Genomic DNA, 20,012 nt, shown 5'->3' with positions numbered 1-20,012 from the left:
TATCCCAGAAAAATTCTAGATTACGAAACACCTAAATACCTGTTTCTGAAGTCACTAAAATCCGAAGGAATATTAAGTGAACCATTAAGCTACTATCTCTATTAATTTGGATGTTGTGGCTAACTTACAATTGAAATTTTCGAAAATAATATTTCTCTAATTTTAACTAAAGTTAATAAAAATTTAGTATGATAAGATTTATTTATTGAATTACACGTATTCTAATTGAAAATTTTATGAAATATATTATTTTCTTTCTATATTAATTTTTAGTCTTAAAAGCTATAATATATAAAATGAGTATTAATAAAAAGTAATATTAAACAGTAAAATTATCTCAGTAAATAATTTGGAGGTATTATGTATTATTTCACATGTATGAATGTTCCCTTCCATATCACAGGCGTAGATAAAGCGTCTTTTAATAGATTGAAATTGTTTAAACACAATGATATCCCCGCAAAAATTCTAACCGTGGATTATGATCATATGGCATATGACACACTTGTAGCTCAAGGTGTCGAATATGATACGATTAATATGTATGATTATTTCCAAAATTGTTCACATATTCATGCTTTTCATAAACTGGATTTGCCACGTTATTGGCAAGAATGTTTGGGATATAAGATAGAAGTGGTTCCGCACCAATTAGACATAAAAGTATTATCACAGGACAATGACTTCTTAATGTATGCACGATTTGTTAACACATCAAGAGAAAAGTTAAATTTCGTTAACTACATCAGTAATATGGGGTCAATTGTTAAACACGAAAGATATGACAACCGTGGATTTTTAAGTTCTGTCAGGTTTTTAGGTCCCGAGGAAAGAATATTCCTTGAACAATACTATAATCCTAAAGGTGAAATAGTTATTGAAAAACATTTCGATCTCAACAATCAAGACAAACCGACTTTGATTTTATTATTGGATAAAAATGGTTCTACACATAGATTTAATTCTGAAGATGAATTGATTGCACACTTTATTGAATCACTCTATACAGTAGGCGATCACTTTATCATCGATCGTCCTTTCGAATATATTAAACCTTTTGCATTAGTAAATCCTAGAATACCTGCTTCAATATTTTTACATACCACACATTTACCTGATGCATTTAGTGAGGGAAGACCTTTTAAGTGGCCATTTAATTATCTTGGTGATCATTTAAATCGATTTAGTGCTCTCATTTGTTCAACTGAATCTCAAAAACAAGATTTAATTCGTTCTAGTCAATTTAAAGGCTATATCGCCAATATACCTGTAGGAATGATTGATGACTCTGTTATTAATATAATCAGTGAAGAAGAACTTCATCAAAAAAATCCCTATAAATTAATTTCAGTGTCACGTTATATATTCAGTAAGCAGTTAAATCAACAAATCAAACTTGTTCATAGATTAAAGGAGTCATTTCCGGAAGTAACGCTAGATATATTTGGTTTTGGTGGTGTTGGTGGCGTGGAAGATGAGTTGAAAGACTTAATTACTTCATTAAATGCAGATGAATATATTAAATTGCGAGGATTCACACCTAATTTAGAGCGAGAATATGCCACTAGTGGTTTATCTCTATTTACAAGTATGGAGGAAGGATTTGCTTTAGCAATACTTGAATCGTACCAACATAACACACCTGTTATCGGATATGATGTTAAATATGGTCCTAATGAGATTATTAAAGATAATGTCAATGGTAATGTCATCCCTCTCAACGATGAATCACAACTTTACGACAAAGTGTTCGCTTTCCTAAACGATGCTACATTAAGAGAAAAGTACTATAAAAATTGTATGCTTACGACAGAACAATATTCTGCAAGTAATAATTTTAAATTATGGCAATCTTTCTTTAAACAATTCTCAAAATAATAAAAAGAGGTGTATTTACATGTCATCTTTAGTTAATGGCGTACATTATTTCACAGACAATATTAAACTGCAACAACAGCATGATTACATAACAATTCCAGTTAACCAAAGTGTGATTGATTATTTAAACAAGTCACATGTATATACTACAATTATCGATGATGCTCAAATTTTCAGCGCATCCGGCTCAGATCCCTTATACATAGCCAAAAACGCAGTTATTGAACCTAATGCTATTTTTGCAGGTACTAACTTCTTTTTCACAATGGGAGCATTTAGCTATACAAGAAGTTTACTTCCAATGAATACAATTGTGGGAAGGTATTGTTCTATCGCAATGGATGTTACAAGAATGGGCATCAATCATCCTATCAATCGATTTACAACTTCGCCTATTACCTATGCAACAGTTGGTAATTTAATGTCTAGTTATTTAAATGAACACGCAACAACATTTGAAACAGTGGAAAGTCCATTTAAAGAAGAGAGTCCAATTATCATTGGAAATGATGTTTGGATTGGTCAAAATGTATTGTTCGGTTCAAATGGTATTACAGTTAATGATGGCGCAATCATTGCAGCAGGATCTGTTATCACTAAAGATGTTCCCCCATATGCAATTGTTGGCGGTGCTCCAGCAAAAATCATTCGATATAGATTTAGTCCAGATATCATTACAAAGCTATTAGATTTGAAATGGTGGCAATATGATTATGGTCAATTCAATGGCGTATCTGCTGATGATTCCATTGAAGAATTTATTGAAAAAGTTGAAAAACTTAAAACAGAAGGCAAGCTAATGCCTTACAAACCAGAGGTTATTACGAAAGAGACGATACTTGCACATATGTCATAATTTTTCGGAGGTATGAATGTTTTATTTTTTAGGTATTGATATTCCACAAGTTATAACAGGTGTAGATCGTGCGATGTTTAATCGATTAAAGATATTTCAAAACAATAATCAACCTGCTAAACTCTTATATTTCAATTATTATCCCAACTTATTTAGAAATGCTAAAATTTTTGGCGTACAAAATGATATTAAATATTTATATGATTATTATCATGAAGTTCCTTCTACTTTTAGCCGCGAATCAATAAATTGGCTCGATTATTTTGAAATCGATAAAGGATATACAACACTGCAAGTGAATCAATCAAATGATTATAATTTATTTCAAAATGGCAAAATTGTAGCATATGCAAGGTTTTATGACAACACATTAAAGGAATTAGAATTTATGATTTATTACGATAGTTCATTAAGAAAAATTCGTATGGACTATTATGATTCTAGAGGTTTTAAAAGTAGTGAAGTTTATTATGACCATAATGAAAATCCTATCTTTCAAAATATACTTTCACTCACGGGCGAAATTAAAGTTCAACGATATTACGATTCAGATAATATTGATAAAATCAAACACGTTATTGTTAAAATCCATCATGGAGAAGAACTTATCTTTCAATCGGAGCATGCATTTTTAGCATTTACATTGGAATCAATTTATAAGGATGGGGATTATTTCATTATCGATCGCCCCCTTGAGATGGTACCTGTGTTTAATTTGATGGATACCAGCATACCAGCCTCTGTGTTCATACATTCAGTCCATTATGATGATATGTATGTTGAGAATCCAACGATTCAATATACTTTTCAACAACTTTTTAATAGCTTATCAAGGTTTAATGCACTAATTGTTTCTACATACGAACAGAAAAAAGACTTGGAAGCATTAACTCAAAATAAAATTAAAATATTCAATATTCCAGTTGGCTATCAAACGCAAGTTCAGTCCAAAAATAATTTACCTAAAAAACATCAACAGCGTTTAATTTCAATCGCCAGATTTGAAAATGGTAAACAGCATGAGCATCAATTTAGATTAATTAATAAATTAAAGCAAGAAATACCTCATATTAGTCTACATTTATATGGTTACGGCAGCTTAAGATCTCATTTCCAACAGACCATTCAAGAGATGTCTTTAGAAGAGCATGTCTTTATACATGAATTTGAACCAGATTTAACTGAGGTATATAATAAAGCAGATTTATCAATCTTTACTAGTAAATTCGAAGGCTTTGCGTTAACAATATTAGAGTCTATTGCTCATAATACACCAGTAATTGCATACGATATTAAATATGGACCACGTACAATAATCAAACACAATATAAATGGTTATTTGATTGAGCCTAATAATGAAGAAATGCTATATACATGTGTTCGTGATTATCTAAATAACAACATGTTACAAGACAAGCTATGCTCCCAATGCTTTGATTCTATCATCCCCTTTAATTTAGATTCAATATCAGAGAAATGGATGACTTTTACACAATCAGATATATACTAAGAACAATAGAAAGAGCATTCAATCATGAATGCTCTTATTCTTTACAAATATTTTTTATGAAGTTCTTCTCTTTAGAAACTAAAGACTTACTTATTCCGCTTTCTTATCACTTCTAAATAGCATAGCAATTATTCCAACTACCAATGAAAATAGTACTTTCTTCATCACTTAAATCACTCCTACCAAATATTCAGAACCCATTGCATCACAAGACTGAGTGCTGCCACAACAAACCATACGCTTGCACCTAATAATACTGGCTTCATACCAATCGAGATAAATTTCTTAACGCTCACCGATAAACCAATCCCAGCCATCGCCATACTAATCATAAACGTTGAGATTACTTTTATATACCCAATTACTTCTTCTGGTAAATCAACTATCGTCGTAAAGACACTGGCTAAGAAGAAATACAAAATAAACCATGGGAATACTTTCTTAATACTGAAATCAGCTTGCTTATGTCCTTTCATTTGTATCGCAACAAGCAATAGACACACTGGGATGATCATTAACGCACGTACAAGTTTCACAATTGTTGCCGTATCACCCGCGGTTTCTGAATACGCATAACCCGCCGCTACAACACTACTCGTGTCATTGATTGCTGTACCCGCAAAATGACCAAATCCGATATCACTCAAACCAAACCCATGACCCATCAGAGGAAACAAGAACACCGCAATGATATTAAATAAAAATATTGTCGATAATGAAAAAGCAACCTCATCTTCCTTTGCGTCAATAATTGGACTCGCTGCAGCAATCGCCGATCCACCACATATCGCAGTACCTACTCCAATTAATGTTCTAATATTTTCATTGATGCCAAGCCATTTACCCAATAAATAACTCGCAACTAAAGCTGCTGTAATCGTTGTTAAAGTAATCGGTAAAGAAGAAATACCCATTTCTGCAACAACACGAAGATTCAATGTAAATCCCATCAGTATTATTGAGTACTGCAAGATTTTCTTAGATGAAAATTTAATACCACCTTGTAAACTAAATGGAAGCTTCATCGTATTATTGATTAATATGCCTAAAATAATACTAAAAATAATTCCTCCTACTACTGGCATAGCATGGCCAAAGAAAGAGCCCACTAGCGCGATAACGGCACAAAACAATATACCTAGGATTTTCATAGTGTTTGCTCCAGATAGTAAATCGTCATTGTTCCGTGAACGATGCTATCTCCAATATTCATATAACTATGCGATACATCTGCATCAAACTTAATAGCCATATCACTTTCCATTTGATAGTCTTCATTCTGAATCTTTAAATTCATCATTCCTTCACTGATGATTATATACTCACTTGTTCCCGCTTGATGGGGCTCTGCATTATAAGCACCACCTGGTTCTATTTCGAATTGATACATTTCGATCTGTGCCCCACTTTCAAAAGGAAAATACGGGTATAAACGATAACGGCCATCATCACTCGTCATCTCCATAATTTCACCTTTTCGTTTCACTTCAACTTTTTGATCTGGAGATTTTATTAATGTCATAAAACTAATCTTCAAGCCATTCGCTATCTTCCACACCGTCGTAATTGAGGGAACTGAATCCCCACGTTCTATTTGAGATAACATTGTTTTTGAAACCCCTGTATGACGTGAAACATTATCTAGTGTTAAACCATTATCTTTTCGAAATATTTTCAAATTATATGCAACAATATCATGTATTTCTTTCATTCTCTTCACCTCTTTATTTACATTATAACGAACGAATGATACATGATAAAGAACAATCTATTCCATTTGAAATAGAACATACGTTTGTGTATAATAGAAGAATCTTTTAATAAATGAGGTTTTATTTTGATATTATCTGCTTTAGCTTTAACAATAAATTTCAGCATGTTTCAGACAAACATGCCAAAGATTGATGCAACATTTGATCACGCTATTGACGGCGATACTATTTCTGTAAAAGTAAATAACAGAAAAAAAACCGTAAGACTATTACTCGTTGATACGCCGGAATCGAAAAAGCCCAACACGCCAGTTCAACCGTATGCGATTGAAGCATCACGCTTTACAGAATCTCTCGTAAAAACATGCGATTTAAAGATTCAGTATGATACGAAAGGTAAGAAAGATCGTTACGGCAGAGATTTAGTTTATCTTTATTGTGGTAATACGATGATCAATGAACTACTCGTTCAGCAAGGTTACGCACGTGTTGGTTATGTTTATCAGCAAAAGGATTATTTAGACAGATTGTTACAAGCCGAAAAAAAGGCGAAACAGCAAAGTTTGAAGATCTGGTCGATTAAAGGTTTCGTTAATACAGACGGAGAAGGCTTTAATAGTACAGCTGAAGAACGAAAAGCTGAAACTGATATCGGTCTTCAAATACGCGAAGCACTACATCGAATATTGGATGCCGCAATTGATGGTTTGATTAAAGGTATAAAAGATTTATTTAAATAGACGTAATTAAAGAGGAGAGACCATCGTCTCTCCTCTTTAATGTATAAATTGATATCTGCTCATTTGAGCTAATGTAAGTGTTCTATAACCTACAACACCTGAAGGCGTTAAATAATTCGTTTCTGAAACCATGATTGTTCCATCAGCATTAACACGTTCAACGAATGCAACGTGTCCTAGAGGACCATCAGTAGTTGTCGCTAATGCACCGACTTCTGGTATATTGTTCACAGTATAGCCATCTTTACGCGCTGCACTTGCCCAATTGCTTGCATTCCACCAGTAAGTAGAAATACCTTTTCCGATTGCAGCACGTTTGTTAAATACATACCATGTACATTGTCCGTAATCATATAAATTAGCATGTGCAAACACAGGTGATTTAGTTACGACCGGTGCTGTTACAACTTTAGTAGGCGCTTTTTGTACACCACTAGATGGAATAGTAGCAGCTACTGCATTCCCACTAACAATTAATTTTTGATTAGAATAAATGATATTTGATGAAAGATTGTTCCACTGTTTAATACTTTGTATTGACACTCCATATTGCGCAGCAATCTTTGCCAAGTAATCTCCAGGCTTAACGATATGCGTCTTAGCACCAGTTGTGCCTGAATTTGTAGATGTTGTTGTCACAGGAATCGTTGTACTAACTGTCCCTGTTACTTTTAATTTCTGATTCGGAAAGATTAAATAACCTGATAAATTATTTAATTTCATAATCTGCGCTACAGATGTATTGTATTTTGCTGCGATGATCGATAAACTCTCTCCAGCTTGAACAATATGCGTATTACCAGTAGATGTCGTACTTTGCGGACGGCTCACATTTGTCGATGTATTTGTCGTATTTGTTCGTGTTACTTCACCCGATACTTTTAAAGTTTGGTAAGGAAAAATCAAATTTGATGATAATTGATTTAACGACTTTAACTGATCAATCGAAGTATTATATTGGTTGGCGATAGACCATAGTGACTCACCAGGTTGTACTTTATGTTCTGCTGCTTCTGCTTGATGTGAATAAGTAACAACCGCAGCCGATGCAGTTGTAGCCGCGAAAATTAATTTCTTCTTCAAATTTTGTTCCTCCTAGCCTTACTTTTTCAATAAATCTATTATTGCATATTTATTGTTCTTATGACATTACAGTTTTCTTTCAATTGCTTATTTATTAATAAGTAATAATATTTATTTGAAATACGAACACTTTTTGTGCAAAGTTGTGTTCAACTGAATTATATCAACACTTCCAGGTGTTCGGTGAGCAAATGAAATAAAAATTCATTTTATTATTTTCGACAATTTTCATATTTCACTTAACAATTAAAGATTAGTTAACTATTTCCATAAAACATTGATATATCAACGTTTGAAACCGCTTTATAAATTGAAGTGAATTAAATAGTGTCATTAGTTTTACATTGTAACATAACTGTAACAAACCGCTGTAAATTTAGAATTTTCAGTAAATTGATAATTGTTTTCGACAATTTTTATTTATTTTTACGAATATTCTAAAATCATGTAATGATTAATTATATGTTAGAATAAAATAAAAAAGCATATTAAAGGAATGATCAGATGAAACCGGAAGCACCTCGCTATAATTTCAGAGATATTAAAGAATTGAAATTCGGTGAAGAAGTTGGTAACTCGGTATCTCATGGTGTACCAGCATTACTTATTTTATTCACTTTACCTTACTTTGCAATCAAGACGTATATCGAACATGGTCCTACATTTGCATTTGGTATCAGCGTATTTTTAATTAGCATCTTCCTGATGTTCTTATCATCAGCTGTCTACCACCTCATGCCTCCGAAATCGATTCATAAATATGTGATGCGCATTATCGACCATGCTTTAATTTATATCGCTATTGCAGGGACTTATACTCCTGTGGCTTTAAGTTTAGTGGGTGGTAAGTTAGGAATCAGTATCATGATTATCGAATGGGTCATTACGATTGCTGGTATTGTTTATAAATCGACCGCAAAACACGTCAATCCTAAAATCAGTCTGGCAATCTATCTTATTATGGGATGGTTAGGTGTTCTTTTATTCCCGGCGCTTATTACAAAAGCGAGCTGGTTGTTTATTACCTTTATCGTTTTAGGTGGTGTGATGTATAGTGTTGGATCGTGGTTCTATGCACAAAAACATCGTCATTACTTCCATATGATCTGGCATTTCTTTATCCTTGCCGGTGCACTTTGTCACTTCGTAGCATTGTTATATTTTATTCAGTAAAGCTTAAAAAATAAAAACGTCAGATTAATTTCTGACGTTTTTTGGTATCTATAATCATATATTCTATTCTGCGATTATCTTTCCGCTTTGAATATAAACTTTATATGTCTGCAATAATTCTTTTGACTGAATATCAATCGCTTTCACTTTATAATACTTTCCACCTAAATCTTCCTGAATGTCTTTACCGTTTATCGGTTCAGCACCGACAATTGCGATATCCATTTCAGAATAATAAGCCTCTACCTTTTTACGGTATTTATCGGATGCCATTTGAACAGCTTGCGGTAAGCTTTTCACTTTTACTTGAGTAGCGACCGGCTGATCTTTTAACTGATAAGCTGCTTTAATCGTACAAGAAATACATCCATTGTCAGCTGCTTGAGGTAAAGTGCCTGCCCTCACCATTGCATTGTATGCATTGCGTAACTGTGTATCACTTACACCTTCACAACTTGATTGCAATCGTGTTTGAATACACGTCGTTGCATCGCCTTTCGCTTGTTGTGTTGACGGCTTAGGTGTTGCTGAAGGAGTTTTTGGTGCAGTTGGTGCAGTATTTTGTACATCAAAAATGGCTTTATCATTAAAGTCATATAACTCCATTTCCTTTGATTGTTTATTATAATAGAAATCAAATACTGTAATGACGCGTTTCAATTGTCCACCTGTAGCATTTGATGATAGCGTACGAGTAACGATGGCATGCGCATATCTATTTCTAACATCAATTTGATCTATACTCTGAGCGGTAATACGATAGTTATCAAAACTACCTGTCGGTAATTTCGCTAAAATATATGCTTCGGCTTTAGAGTTAGATTTTATAAAGGGACGGATCATACTGTAATTACGTTGATTAAATGCATTTGGCATTGCATTTAAATAATCGGTCATCGTTTGATGTGTCAGCTGTTTTAAGTTAGCTGTCGTTTCGTTTGTATTCGTCACTTTAGCTTTAGTAGATTTTTTTGTTTGTTTTATTTTTTTCTTTGATTGTGCTTCTTTGTTCTTTTCTTTATCAGACTGCGCTTCACTAGATGGTTCTTCCGTTGTTGTTTCCGGGCTGTCTGACTTCACTTTTGTTGTTTCAGTTGATTTCGTTTCTTCTTTGTCCTGCTGCGCATTATTACATGCCACAAGCACAAATGACAACAATACTGTCAATATTAATTTATATATACGCACGACTACACCATCCATTCAGTTATTTTCCTCTATTTTACCATAGAAGTGTATGAGTACTCTAAAAAAGCAAACTATCATCACGAAAATTTCTTTCATGCTTTTCATTTTCCTTTACATAAAACCCCTACAAATATTTGTAGGGGCACCACCTATTTTAGTTTTTCAACATATTCCACTTCTTTTTTATTTGTTGATAAATGAAATGCAACTTTCACATTACCTGATTCATTCTCATAGATAACGCGCGGGTCATTTGTATTTTCTAAAAATTCTTTTTGAGGTTGTCCGTAGAATGCAAGAACATCCTGATACAACATGTATGGAGGTACAATGACCATATCCTGTGCCGTTTCAGCACCTGTACTCTTATCGTCTAATTGTTTATTAAAATTGATACCGGCATTGCCGAAGATGTAATATTTCTTTTGGTTAATCGTTGTATGATCTGAGAAGTCTCCATACTTATCCTTAATCACCTGGAAACTCATTTGTTCAGAAATACCGCCAGCAAATCGATTATTATCTAAGAAGAATTCATTTTTAAAATTTGTAGATAAAATATCGATAACAACACCGTTGCCCTTTGTATTTTTTTGAGCTTGTGATTTATCGTTAACCTTAAGTTCGCTATTATTCACGTCTGAAATTTGTGTGATCATCATTTGCTTTAATGAAGGATCATAGGCAAAGTGAAAAACAGTTTCAGAGTATGTTCTGCCGTTTGTTGCGTAATTAGATATTTCTTTACCCACAAGTGCAACATATTCATCTTTTTGCGTTGTAATCTTATCAATTGTAGTACTATATACTTCCATATTTGTATAATTCCCACTGCTAATTTCTTTCTTCAATTCTTTTTCAGCGATTGAGCCTTCTTTTACAGTGGATTTGAGGAGATTGTAATTACTTTTATTATATGCATCTGCATAGCGATCAAAAAAGTGTTTCACTGCTGAATTGACCAGCATAATATCATCTTTTTTCGATCCAGACCATTGGTATAGATATTGAGATTTTCTTACACTTTTTGCACTGATGATTTTTTCTTCCTGGTTACTGCAACCTGTTGTAAACAATAAAAATACACACGCTAGTACGCCTAGTATATATTTCAAATCCCTCACCCAATCTATTATGTTATCTTCTTCATTATATGTTATGTCGAATGAATTTGAAATATTTATTTTACAATATTATCTATATGAAATAAAATTAACTATTATTTTCATTTCATGATAAATCTAATTTAAATTAATTTAATAAATCGTATAAAGTAATTAATCCAATAAGTTTTCCATCTTTATTACCCGTGTCTGTAATCAAGACCGCTTCTAACTTTTCATTCTGTTCATTGTAAGACTTAAACATACTTACAACTTCCTTTTCGGTTGCACCTTCTCCAACAAATGCAGCACGTTCTTTCTGTTCATATGTCATTACTTCAGACAATTTAATTGTACTGATATCTTTCTGATGATTTGCGGCAAAATATCGGGTAATACCTGATTCAGTAAGTAAACCTACATAAGTCTTGCCATTATATATCGGAAACTGAGTGAACTTAGAAGTATTAATTTGAGATAGCACTGTTGTAAGCAAATCATTAATATGGAACGTTACAACCTTTTTCGTTGCTTTTTCAATGGCACGCGTCGGATGTAGCAGCATTTCTGCAATAAGTTCAATTTCCTTTACGACGTCTTCATGTGGTTCTGCGATAACGCGATTGTCACCAAGTCTTGTATTGTGAACAATCGCATTACGTAATTCAGCAAACTGTTTCAGATCATCTTTATACTGTGCTACAACCTTATCTTTTAAGACGGCGTAATCGACTAATCGTGAAAATGATGCATAGCCTTTATTTAAATTATACTGCGTTAAATATCTTTCAATCGTATTAAAAGCATTCAGAAATTTCTCTGCTGTAGTCATAATAAACCTCCTGATTTAAATCATACAATTTAATATCAATTAGAACTTAATTATTATTTTTTTATATAATTAATTATTGTATTATTCAAAGAATTTACATGGTATATTTAATTTAATATGAAAGGGGGATACATATTGAATGCGCTAAACAACTACGAAATCTTCGACCGCTTTAATCATAGATGGACATGTTCTATTTACCAGAATGACATGTATCATGAGGCCCCTTCATTTATGCGTCTCCGTTGTAGAAAACTCAATTATGATCGTATTATGGAAACAAATAATGATGAATTGACATTATTACGTCTTCTACGCTACATTACCCTTTATTTAGATGAGTTACAATATATAAGCCATAATGTATATAGATTATCAGATGTATCACCTATTCCAAAAGATCAGCTATTATAATTAACTAAAAAAAACCGTGTACAGCAATTGCTGCACACGGTTTTATTCGTGATGTTTAACCTCTTCAAAATATGCATTGTCCGGATTATTTTTCTCCAGATGTTCGATTTGAAGGGTTGAGTGTTTTAAATTGTATTTATCAGCTAAAATCGTTGAGAGTTCATTGATGACCTGGTAGTTCTTATCATCTGTTGAAGGTTCAACAACAACGTGCGCTGTAATTGATGGATGATCAGTTGTAATCGACCATAGATGGAATTCATGTACATCAACAACTGCCGGATGATTTTTCATCGTCTGGATGATTTCATCAGTATCTAATCCGTCTGGCACACGCTCCATTAAAATCCCCCAGGTATTTTTACAAATCTTATATCCTCCGCGGAAGATGATGATTGAAATGATAATACTTAAAATTGGGTCAATTAAAGTCCAATGCGTAAAGTAGATGATGATCACTGCAACAATAACGCCTACTGAATTTAATAAGTCTCCAATAAAATGCCAAAGCGCACTTTGCACATTGATATTGTCTTCACCTTTTAATGAACGGGTTAAGATGATTGTTAAGATAATATTGACGATAAGTCCGATTGTAGAAATGATAAGCATTAATTTTACATCAACTGTTTGCGGATGTAAAATACGCATAATCCCTTCGTATGTGATACCTAATGCAATGACGATAAGCGCTAAACCGTTAAGTAATGCTGCTAATATTTCTAAACGTAAATATCCGAATGTATATTTAGCTGTCGGTGCTTTTGAAGCGAAGTAAATGGCAAGCATTGATAATCCTAATGCTAATACATCACTCATCATATGCATCGAGTCAGACAGTAATGCAAGTGAGTTAGATAATATCCCTCCGACAATTTCAACGATTGTGAAGAATAATGTAATGTAAAGTGACGCCCATAGTGTGCGTTTTGAACCTTGCTGATGTTTTAAATGTTCAACGTGATGAAAGTATGTTGGACTTTCTAATTGTTTTCTCATAAGTATCTTCCTCTTTTATTGATTTAATATTTTAGCGTTCTCATATACAATTTGACCACCTAAGTGACCTGCATAAGCAAGTAATGCACTACCGATAATTGCAATGATGATAACCGCGATATAGATTTGTTTTTGATATTTTGCGTTGAAGTGTGTGAATGCTTTTAAAGCAACAGCTAGACCGAACATAATCATAGCATTTCTAGCCATGTCTTCGTGCTGATGAATTAAGTTTTCAACTTCACCAAAGTGCATTTCTGCAAAGCGTTCACCGCTATCTCCTGTTAAGAAAGCAACAACTCCGCTGACAAAACCTAACACAAGCAATATTGTACCGGCTAAGTTTAACTGTTTTCTATATTTTAATGAAACGATTTCAAATAAGGTTCCGACAAGTAATAAAGCAATTGGAAAGTGTACGACTAATGGATGTAATGGCATAATGTGAATCCTCCTATTTTCTTATAGTTTGTTTTTCTATAGCCATAAGATAACAAGTGAAACTGACATTAAACTGACATTATTAATTTATTTAAAAGTAATGATAAATTTTAAACCGTTATCATTTTTAACTGAAACATTCGCCTGATGTTGATCCATGATTTCTTTAAATAATGCTAACCCAACACCTGAACCTGTCTTTGTTGTGTCTCCTCTATAGAAACGTTCGAACAGATGAGGTAAATCACTTCGCTTTACACCCGGTCCATTGTCACTAAATATTAAGTGTTTATCACGTAGTGTGATCGTAACGGTAGGATGATTGCCATACTTTATCGCATTCTCAAATAATATTGAGATTGCCTGTTGTAGCCGTTGATGGTTACCTTTAATTATCGTATGGGATTCAATATTACTTTCGATTGTTAAGTCCGTTGTTCTATTGAAGTACCCAATTGATTCTATCAGCAATGTACTCAAATCAATATCTTCAATTTGTATAGATTGATCGAGCCGTGTTAAAGCAAGCAAATCTGTGACTAGTAAATTCATTCGATTTATTTCCTGTTTAATATCACTAACCATTTCTTTACCCACATCTGATAAGGCATCACCGTCAAACTGTTCTATCACTTCGGTACCTGCTTTAACAACAGCAAGCGGGGTCTTTAATTCATGGGAAGCGTCCTGCACAAATTGCTTCTGTCGTTCAACAGCATATTCTAACGGTGCCATCGCTTTCTTTGAGAAGAAATAAGTCATGAGTAGTATTAAGAAGATATAGATAATTGTTAAACCAATTAATACATTTTTCAATTGTGATAAACCATGATAACTTTCAGTCGTTTCAAATATTGTATAGATATATACAACTTCCTTATTGTACAGTTTAACCTTTTTACTTGAAATGAAGAAATGTTCATTCATCAAATTCATATAACGATGCTGATATTCTGATTCACTTTTTAATCTTTGATTAATATTTTGAATTAATGTTCCGTCATATTCAGGCTGTTTAATGATTTTATGATTTTTCGTGATGAAATAAAGCTGGTTACTCTTGCTATCATTATCATTCGCTAAGTAAAGATGATAGCCATCTTTTTCTTTTTTGAAGTGTTCTTTAAACTCTGTCGATAGAATGTGGTCAGATTTTAATTCAAGTTGATATTGAATACTAGATGCTGTACTTACGTAAGTAATAATCGAGAAAGTGACAAGTAATATAAAAATGCACGATGCAAAAAGGATATAAAGACTACGTTGTTTAGGATGGGTCATGTGTTAATGTATACCCCATATTTCTGACCGCTTTTATTTTATACGGCTGAATATCCGTACCTAATTTCTGACGTAAACGTTTGATCAGTGTTTCTACATTATTGTCACTTACAATTTCATCGATTGACCATACTTTATCAAGTATCATATCTTTAGGTACGATACCTTCGTACTCCATGAGTAAGACAAGTAACGTATATTCTTTGTGCGTCAGATTAATATCGTTGTTACGAATGCGCACTCTTTGTTTAATGGTATCCACCGAAATAGGACCAACTTCAAGAATGCTCGTCACTTGGCCAACACTTCTTCGATGTAATGCATTGATTCTCATATTGAGTTCTACAAATTCAAATGGCTTTACAATATAGTCATCTGCACCCGTTTCAAAGCCTGAAATCTTATCTTCCAGTTCTCCTTTAGCAGTCATCATGATTATTGGTGTAGTAATATGTTGTTCTCGTAATTGTTTCAAAATATCTATACCTTGAACATCTGGTAACATCCAGTCTAAAAGAATGATGTCATAACGATTTGTTGCTGCATAATCTATTGCATCTTCACCTGAAGTAAGCCAGGTAACAACATTATTTTGTTTCATCAATAATAAGCGCATCATTTTACCTAATCGTAAATCATCTTCGACTAATAATATTTGCATGGTACCCTCCTATTGATTTGAAACAAGCTGATACATCGTTTTAAGCTGTCCTAAATGTAGCGTCATATGATTGGCAGCAAATTCGATATCGTCATTCTTAATACTTAGTTCACCACGATCGCAAATACCACCAAGCAGGCGTTTTGTCTGTATAGTGAGCAATAGTTTTAACGTATCGAAAGAAGGAATATCTTCATCAAAGTCATCAGGACTCGTTCCGGATTTAAAGTATTTTGCTAATCCGGCAATTTCAGTATTAACATCGTTCGGTATTAAACGATATTCATTTTCTACAATGACATGTCCAACCATCCAGTAAATATTGTTTGGTAGTCCGTCAATTGTCGTCTTCGCTTCAGCTTCTGTAATCGGCTTGACCAGTTCGGTGATTTGCTGTTCGTGATGCACATATTCCTCACCTGCAGTACCACGCACGCGATCATCAACACCTAAAACAGTTAACATATCGTTTGTTTTTTCCTGTTTTTTCTTGAATATATTAAACATTATCGTTCTCCTATGCATTTTTTATTTAGTGTATCAAGTAAAAATGTATTGTGCTACATTATTGTACTGATAACGATTATTAGTAATTAAGTATATACAAAACAAGTCCGATATCTTGTCGATATCGGACTTGTTTATTGGTGATGGATGGACGAAATTGGTGATCCCCCAATTTCGGGCAGGATTTTGTTGCTGAAATTGGTGATCCTCCAATTTTGGGCGGGATTTTGTTACTGAAATTGGTGTTCCTCCAATTTCGGGCGGGATTTTGTTACTGAAATTGGTGATCCTCCAATTTCGGGCCGGATTTTGTTACTGAAATTGGTGATCCCCCAATTTCGGGCGGGATTTTGTTACTGAAATTGGTAATCCTCCAATTTCGCAACCTCTTTCTATTTCACTTTCTTCGCAAGATCTGTAATGTAGTTAAAGAAACCGTCATGATCAACGTCATATACGACATTTACTGGTCTTCCATTTTCCATTTCATACGTTCTACCTTGACTTGGCCCTTCAGTATAAACACCTGATAATATTTCTTTGGATTTTACAAGTTCAGGTTTACCGACAGATGCTGTTGTTAACACATCCCATAAGAAATATGTTGAATTCGTTATAAAATGAACTAATGGCGGTACAACTGCATAGCTCACACCTAAGAAATCAACACCTGGATATTTACGTTCGTTCGCCCACATTTGACGAATTGCAGGTGTAAGTGGTACTTGATTTGTACTTTCCAGCGCTACCATATCAATCTTGATATCAGCATCAAACACGACACCTACTGCTTCAGGATCCCAGTAAGCATTCCATTCAGCAGTTCCGTCATGTTCAGGTTCATGTACGTTACCATCTGGTAAATACGTACCACCCATCCAGACAAGTTTTTCGATTTTTTCAGTAATCTTCGGTTCTGTCTTTAATGCTTCAGCTAAATCTGATAATGGACCAGTAAATAATAAAGTCGTCTTTTCTTTTTCTTTCATCACCGCATTGATTAAGTGTTCGTGTGCTGGAACATCAGATAGTGGTGCGTCAATTGAACCTTTTTCATTCAGAATTGGTAGTGCATCCATAAAGAATGCATGCATACGCCAGTCTTTCGGAAAAGGATTTTTACCGCGAATGATTGACTTTGCCGTTTCTAATTTACCATCGCCAAAGCGGTCAATAATCTTTCGTGATGCATAAGTTGCCGGCTCAATATAGCAATCCGCGTCTATAACACTCACACCTGTTAACTTTACAGAATCCATCTGTAACAATAAAAATAGTGAAATTAAATCATCCACGCCACCATCGTGATTAAAATACACATTTGTTTGCTTCATAATAAAAAGACTCCAATCTATTTAATAATATTCCTCATTATAAGATGAATAAGGAACTTATTTCAATAGCATTGAAGTCTTATTGATGACAATTTATAAATTATCCGAAATAAAGTGCTGCAAATAATACAAGCAATATAAAATCAAAAATATGACGGAACATATTCTCACGCCATGCGTTGCGGTCTAAACTATCCAGTAGTCCAAGTACGAGTAAAGCTGCAAATGAACATACGATTAACATATTAAAGTTCATATCTGTAATTAAACGGATGATGATTAATGCTACAACGGCAATATTTAATATATTATACATGCGACCCCAAACTGTTGTTTCTCCAGTTCTATTCAAGTTGTTCACCTCTAAATGTTTGTTACGATACACTATAACATCAAACGCTATGTTGCTCTAGTTATACGCTTATCTCGGTCGAGATTCGCACCCTATTCCATCTCCATCTCTGTCCAAGTCACGACTATATCCTGCATCACTACTTCGAATTGGACGTCCTAATGCATTCCATACGTCTCGACAATTACCGTAATAAGCGCTTGTAATTCTGGCTGGCGGTGGTGTGACTGTAGTGCGAGCAACTGCTTTAGCAGGTAGTTGCTTCATTTGAATTTGATAGACCAATTCTTTCGTATTGATTGACTTTGTATATACTGTTAACGCACCGTATGAATAATACTTCACGCCCCCAGATAGTGTTGAAGCTTTCTTTGTACCTAATACATTTCGGACTGCATTCATATAATATTTAGGTGTAGCATCTTTGATTTTAATAAGTGCTATCGGTCTATGAGATGAAGACATTGTGCCATATGTTGTTGCAATTAATTCATTATATTTACCATATGTGTATTCAAAGTTCTTTCTATTGTTAAACGTTACTGTCTTTTTATACTTCTCTGCACCCCAATTGCTAGTCATCGCAATCTTCGTTGTTCCAAGTCCTACTTTATAATACTTGTAGTTACCCGCTTTTAATTGATTTAATATTTTAGCATCTGTAAGTTTTGGCATCGCCATATCTTTTGATTTAAAACTGTACGCCTCTGCTGTTGAAAAACTTGTTGCAATCATCGTTACTGATAATGCTGCTAATAATTTTTTCATTACTTCATCCCCATCCCAATTATTGTTTATTCAATCTCGCTAAGTGTGCTACGTTTCTGTTTTTACCGCGTTTCTTCGTTTTTCTTTTTACTTGTACTGGTTTCTTCTTTTTCACTGTTTGTGCTGGTGCCTGTCGTTGAACCTGAGATTGTCCTTGTTCAATATGGACTTTACTTTGTACTTCATTGCGCGTATGTCCGTTTAGCGTCCATAATCTTGCTGTATTTAATGCAGCTGCAATAAGTTCAGTGAGCTTTTCACGATCATCAAACTTAACGAAACCATTCTGCTCTACGTTATCAATATGTAATAGAATTTGTGCAGGTGTTTCGTTGGCACGTAGTCCAAACAGGATTGTATTAACAATTAATTTCCCTGTGTCTGTCCCCTGGAAATCTTCAGTGATTCCTGCTTCGATATATTCAACTAAATGCTTAATTTCTTGTGTCGGCTCAACATAGAAGTGTTCTGTATATAATTTATAATCTTCATATTCAGGAATATAATAATCTTTTTGTTCGGTTAATGCTTTTAAATCGATATCAATATTGCTAAGCTCTTTATGTTTAACACTGCCACCTTTAATCAGCGCTTCGTACTCAGGCATCACATCAATAAGCTCTTCACGGATTTCATCTTCAGTCATTTGTACATTGAAATATCTTTCTTTTAACACTGCTAAATGCTTCAACGTTACAAAGCCATATAAATTCAATGCGCTGCGATAAAAATGAATCTTATCAATTTCTTCTTTAAATACTGGATGTGCTTGTTTATATTTAATAAAATGCGCTTTTACATCTTTCGGAATGAACAATAACTCAGTATCATCTGCATAAAATAAGAAAACTTCATCCGGTATATCATGATGATATACCATGTAGTTCTTCTCTTGTGCAGTAATATCATCTAACACGACTTTAAAATCACTATCATATGTTTTTAGCATCTTATCCAGCATTTGATCATCTGCAAAATAAGCTTCGGTAATTAAGCTGATTAAATCTTCTTTATTTTTAGAAGAGTAACCTTTAATCCCCAGGTTACGACATATATTTTTTAACGCTTCTTTAGATAGCGCTGATAGATACATATCAAGTGTATTGTTATTAAATTTTTCAGCTACTAATTTCTTTTTTTCTTCTTGTGCCTTGATGTCGATATTTAACTCGTTTGTCAT

At 33.7% G+C, this 20,012-nt stretch carries 21 protein-coding genes; 6 read left to right on the top strand and 15 right to left on the bottom strand.

Features of this window, described 5'->3' with window-relative positions:
- The first annotated feature begins 360 nt into the window (after nucleotides 1-360).
- The 3 genes from BHU61_RS12025 to BHU61_RS12015 are packed head-to-tail and all read left to right on the top strand — an operon-like array spanning nucleotide 361 to nucleotide 4,244.
- Nucleotides 361-1,878, top strand: coding sequence for a glycosyltransferase (locus tag BHU61_RS12025; protein WP_111717174.1), 1,518 nt, complete (start codon nucleotides 361-363; stop codon nucleotides 1,876-1,878).
- Nucleotides 1,879-1,897: 19 nt separating this feature from the next.
- Complete coding sequence (locus tag BHU61_RS12020) at nucleotides 1,898-2,734, top strand: CatB-related O-acetyltransferase (RefSeq protein WP_170122554.1); 837 nt, start codon at nucleotides 1,898-1,900, stop codon at nucleotides 2,732-2,734.
- A gap of 16 nt (nucleotides 2,735-2,750) precedes the next feature.
- Nucleotides 2,751-4,244 carry a glycosyltransferase gene (locus BHU61_RS12015; protein WP_111717172.1) on the top strand — a complete coding sequence of 498 codons (1,494 nt, stop codon included), beginning with the start codon at nucleotides 2,751-2,753 and terminating at the stop codon, nucleotides 4,242-4,244.
- A 179-nt stretch (nucleotides 4,245-4,423) separates the two neighbouring features.
- On the opposite strand, the gene BHU61_RS12010 is transcribed toward BHU61_RS12015, so the two are convergent.
- A complete protein-coding gene (locus BHU61_RS12010; RefSeq protein WP_111717170.1) occupies nucleotides 4,424-5,395 on the bottom strand; it encodes a YeiH family protein in 972 nt (323 codons plus the stop codon).
- A complete protein-coding gene (locus tag BHU61_RS12005; RefSeq protein ID WP_111717168.1) occupies nucleotides 5,392-5,955 on the bottom strand; it encodes a helix-turn-helix domain-containing protein in 564 nt (187 codons plus the stop codon). The genes BHU61_RS12010 and BHU61_RS12005 overlap by 4 nt, the downstream gene beginning before the upstream one ends.
- A 126-nt stretch (nucleotides 5,956-6,081) precedes the next feature.
- Here BHU61_RS12005 and BHU61_RS12000 point away from each other — a divergent pair, with 126 nt between their 5' ends.
- A complete protein-coding gene (locus BHU61_RS12000) occupies nucleotides 6,082-6,696 on the top strand; it encodes a thermonuclease family protein (RefSeq protein WP_111717166.1) in 615 nt (204 codons plus the stop codon).
- A 36-nt stretch (nucleotides 6,697-6,732) separates the two neighbouring features.
- Here BHU61_RS12000 and BHU61_RS11995 read toward each other — a convergent pair whose 3' ends face one another.
- Nucleotides 6,733-7,779, bottom strand: a complete 1,047-nt coding sequence (locus tag BHU61_RS11995) for a LysM peptidoglycan-binding domain-containing protein (RefSeq protein WP_111717164.1) — start codon at nucleotides 7,777-7,779, stop codon at nucleotides 6,733-6,735.
- A 504-nt stretch (nucleotides 7,780-8,283) separates the two neighbouring features.
- Between BHU61_RS11995 and trhA the strand changes: the two genes are divergently transcribed.
- A complete protein-coding gene (gene trhA / locus BHU61_RS11990; protein ID WP_111717162.1) occupies nucleotides 8,284-8,952 on the top strand; it encodes a PAQR family membrane homeostasis protein TrhA in 669 nt (222 codons plus the stop codon).
- 63 nt (nucleotides 8,953-9,015) lie between these two features.
- On the opposite strand, the gene BHU61_RS11985 is transcribed toward trhA, so the two are convergent.
- From BHU61_RS11985 to BHU61_RS11975, 3 genes are all read right to left on the bottom strand, one after another.
- Complete coding sequence (locus tag BHU61_RS11985; protein ID WP_111717160.1) at nucleotides 9,016-10,155, bottom strand: TcaA NTF2-like domain-containing protein; 1,140 nt, start codon at nucleotides 10,153-10,155, stop codon at nucleotides 9,016-9,018.
- A 134-nt stretch (nucleotides 10,156-10,289) separates the two neighbouring features.
- Nucleotides 10,290-11,255 (bottom strand): TcaA NTF2-like domain-containing protein, encoded by a 966-nt coding sequence (locus tag BHU61_RS11980; protein WP_111717158.1) that lies wholly within the window; start codon nucleotides 11,253-11,255, stop codon nucleotides 10,290-10,292.
- 136 nt (nucleotides 11,256-11,391) lie between these two features.
- The gene (locus BHU61_RS11975) at nucleotides 11,392-12,075 is read right to left on the bottom strand and encodes a CBS domain-containing protein (protein ID WP_111717156.1); all 684 of its coding nucleotides are present in this window, start codon (nucleotides 12,073-12,075) and stop codon (nucleotides 11,392-11,394) included.
- Between the two features lie 135 nt (nucleotides 12,076-12,210).
- Between BHU61_RS11975 and BHU61_RS11970 the strand changes: the two genes are divergently transcribed.
- Nucleotides 12,211-12,489, top strand: a complete 279-nt coding sequence (locus BHU61_RS11970; protein ID WP_099577131.1) for a hypothetical protein — start codon at nucleotides 12,211-12,213, stop codon at nucleotides 12,487-12,489.
- A 42-nt stretch (nucleotides 12,490-12,531) separates the two neighbouring features.
- Here BHU61_RS11970 and BHU61_RS11965 read toward each other — a convergent pair whose 3' ends face one another.
- From BHU61_RS11965 to BHU61_RS11925, 9 genes are all read right to left on the bottom strand, one after another.
- Nucleotides 12,532-13,488 (bottom strand): cation diffusion facilitator family transporter, encoded by a 957-nt coding sequence (locus tag BHU61_RS11965; RefSeq protein WP_111717154.1) that lies wholly within the window; start codon nucleotides 13,486-13,488, stop codon nucleotides 12,532-12,534.
- A 15-nt stretch (nucleotides 13,489-13,503) separates the two neighbouring features.
- The gene (locus BHU61_RS11960; RefSeq protein ID WP_111717152.1) at nucleotides 13,504-13,929 is read right to left on the bottom strand and encodes a DUF2231 domain-containing protein; all 426 of its coding nucleotides are present in this window, start codon (nucleotides 13,927-13,929) and stop codon (nucleotides 13,504-13,506) included.
- Between the two features lie 87 nt (nucleotides 13,930-14,016).
- Nucleotides 14,017-15,210, bottom strand: a complete 1,194-nt coding sequence (locus BHU61_RS11955) for a sensor histidine kinase (RefSeq protein ID WP_111717150.1) — start codon at nucleotides 15,208-15,210, stop codon at nucleotides 14,017-14,019.
- A complete protein-coding gene (locus BHU61_RS11950) occupies nucleotides 15,197-15,871 on the bottom strand; it encodes a response regulator transcription factor (RefSeq protein WP_111717148.1) in 675 nt (224 codons plus the stop codon). Before BHU61_RS11950 ends, BHU61_RS11955 begins: the two co-directional genes overlap by 14 nt.
- A 9-nt stretch (nucleotides 15,872-15,880) precedes the next feature.
- Nucleotides 15,881-16,378, bottom strand: coding sequence for a DinB family protein (locus tag BHU61_RS11945; RefSeq protein ID WP_111717146.1), 498 nt, complete (start codon nucleotides 16,376-16,378; stop codon nucleotides 15,881-15,883).
- Between the two features lie 392 nt (nucleotides 16,379-16,770).
- A complete protein-coding gene (locus BHU61_RS11940) occupies nucleotides 16,771-17,712 on the bottom strand; it encodes a nucleoside hydrolase (RefSeq protein ID WP_255724832.1) in 942 nt (313 codons plus the stop codon).
- Nucleotides 17,713-17,812: 100 nt separating this feature from the next.
- Nucleotides 17,813-18,064 carry a hypothetical protein gene (locus BHU61_RS11935; protein ID WP_099577123.1) on the bottom strand — a complete coding sequence of 84 codons (252 nt, stop codon included), beginning with the start codon at nucleotides 18,062-18,064 and terminating at the stop codon, nucleotides 17,813-17,815.
- Between the two features lie 69 nt (nucleotides 18,065-18,133).
- On the bottom strand, nucleotides 18,134-18,832 hold the full coding sequence (locus BHU61_RS11930) for an excalibur calcium-binding domain-containing protein (protein WP_199798235.1): 699 nt from the start codon (nucleotides 18,830-18,832) through the stop codon (nucleotides 18,134-18,136).
- 19 nt (nucleotides 18,833-18,851) lie between these two features.
- A complete protein-coding gene (locus tag BHU61_RS11925; RefSeq protein WP_111717143.1) occupies nucleotides 18,852-20,012 on the bottom strand; it encodes a Rho termination factor N-terminal domain-containing protein in 1,161 nt (386 codons plus the stop codon).

This window comes from Macrococcus epidermidis (genome assembly GCF_003259695.1).
GTDB classification, from domain to species: Bacteria; Bacillota; Bacilli; order Staphylococcales; family Staphylococcaceae; genus Macrococcoides; species Macrococcoides epidermidis.
This window is presented reverse-complemented; position numbering and strand designations above follow the sequence as displayed.

Bases quoted from the DNA above. Each gene is read 5' to 3' on its own strand.
- BHU61_RS11975 (WP_111717156.1), bottom strand. From the start codon at position 12,075: ATGACTACAGCAGAGAAATTTCTGAATGCTTTTAATACGATTGAAAGA.
- BHU61_RS12020 (WP_170122554.1), top strand. From the start codon at position 1,898: ATGTCATCTTTAGTTAATGGCGTACATTATTTCACAGACAATATTAAA.
- BHU61_RS11985 (WP_111717160.1), bottom strand. From the start codon at position 10,155: ATGGATGGTGTAGTCGTGCGTATATATAAATTAATATTGACAGTATTG.
- BHU61_RS12025 (WP_111717174.1), top strand. From the start codon at position 361: ATGTATTATTTCACATGTATGAATGTTCCCTTCCATATCACAGGCGTA.
- BHU61_RS12015 (WP_111717172.1), top strand. From the start codon at position 2,751: ATGTTTTATTTTTTAGGTATTGATATTCCACAAGTTATAACAGGTGTA.
- BHU61_RS11945 (WP_111717146.1), bottom strand. From the start codon at position 16,378: ATGTTTAATATATTCAAGAAAAAACAGGAAAAAACAAACGATATGTTA.
- BHU61_RS11955 (WP_111717150.1), bottom strand. From the start codon at position 15,210: ATGACCCATCCTAAACAACGTAGTCTTTATATCCTTTTTGCATCGTGC.
- BHU61_RS12010 (WP_111717170.1), bottom strand. From the start codon at position 5,395: ATGAAAATCCTAGGTATATTGTTTTGTGCCGTTATCGCGCTAGTGGGC.
- trhA (WP_111717162.1), top strand. From the start codon at position 8,284: ATGAAACCGGAAGCACCTCGCTATAATTTCAGAGATATTAAAGAATTG.
- BHU61_RS11925 (WP_111717143.1), bottom strand. From the start codon at position 20,012: ATGACAAACGAGTTAAATATCGACATCAAGGCACAAGAAGAAAAAAAG.
- BHU61_RS11930 (WP_199798235.1), bottom strand. From the start codon at position 18,832: ATGAAAAAATTATTAGCAGCATTATCAGTAACGATGATTGCAACAAGT.
- BHU61_RS11950 (WP_111717148.1), bottom strand. From the start codon at position 15,871: ATGCAAATATTATTAGTCGAAGATGATTTACGATTAGGTAAAATGATG.
- BHU61_RS11940 (WP_255724832.1), bottom strand. From the start codon at position 17,712: ATGAAGCAAACAAATGTGTATTTTAATCACGATGGTGGCGTGGATGAT.
- BHU61_RS12005 (WP_111717168.1), bottom strand. From the start codon at position 5,955: ATGAAAGAAATACATGATATTGTTGCATATAATTTGAAAATATTTCGA.
- BHU61_RS11965 (WP_111717154.1), bottom strand. From the start codon at position 13,488: ATGAGAAAACAATTAGAAAGTCCAACATACTTTCATCACGTTGAACAT.
- BHU61_RS11960 (WP_111717152.1), bottom strand. From the start codon at position 13,929: ATGCCATTACATCCATTAGTCGTACACTTTCCAATTGCTTTATTACTT.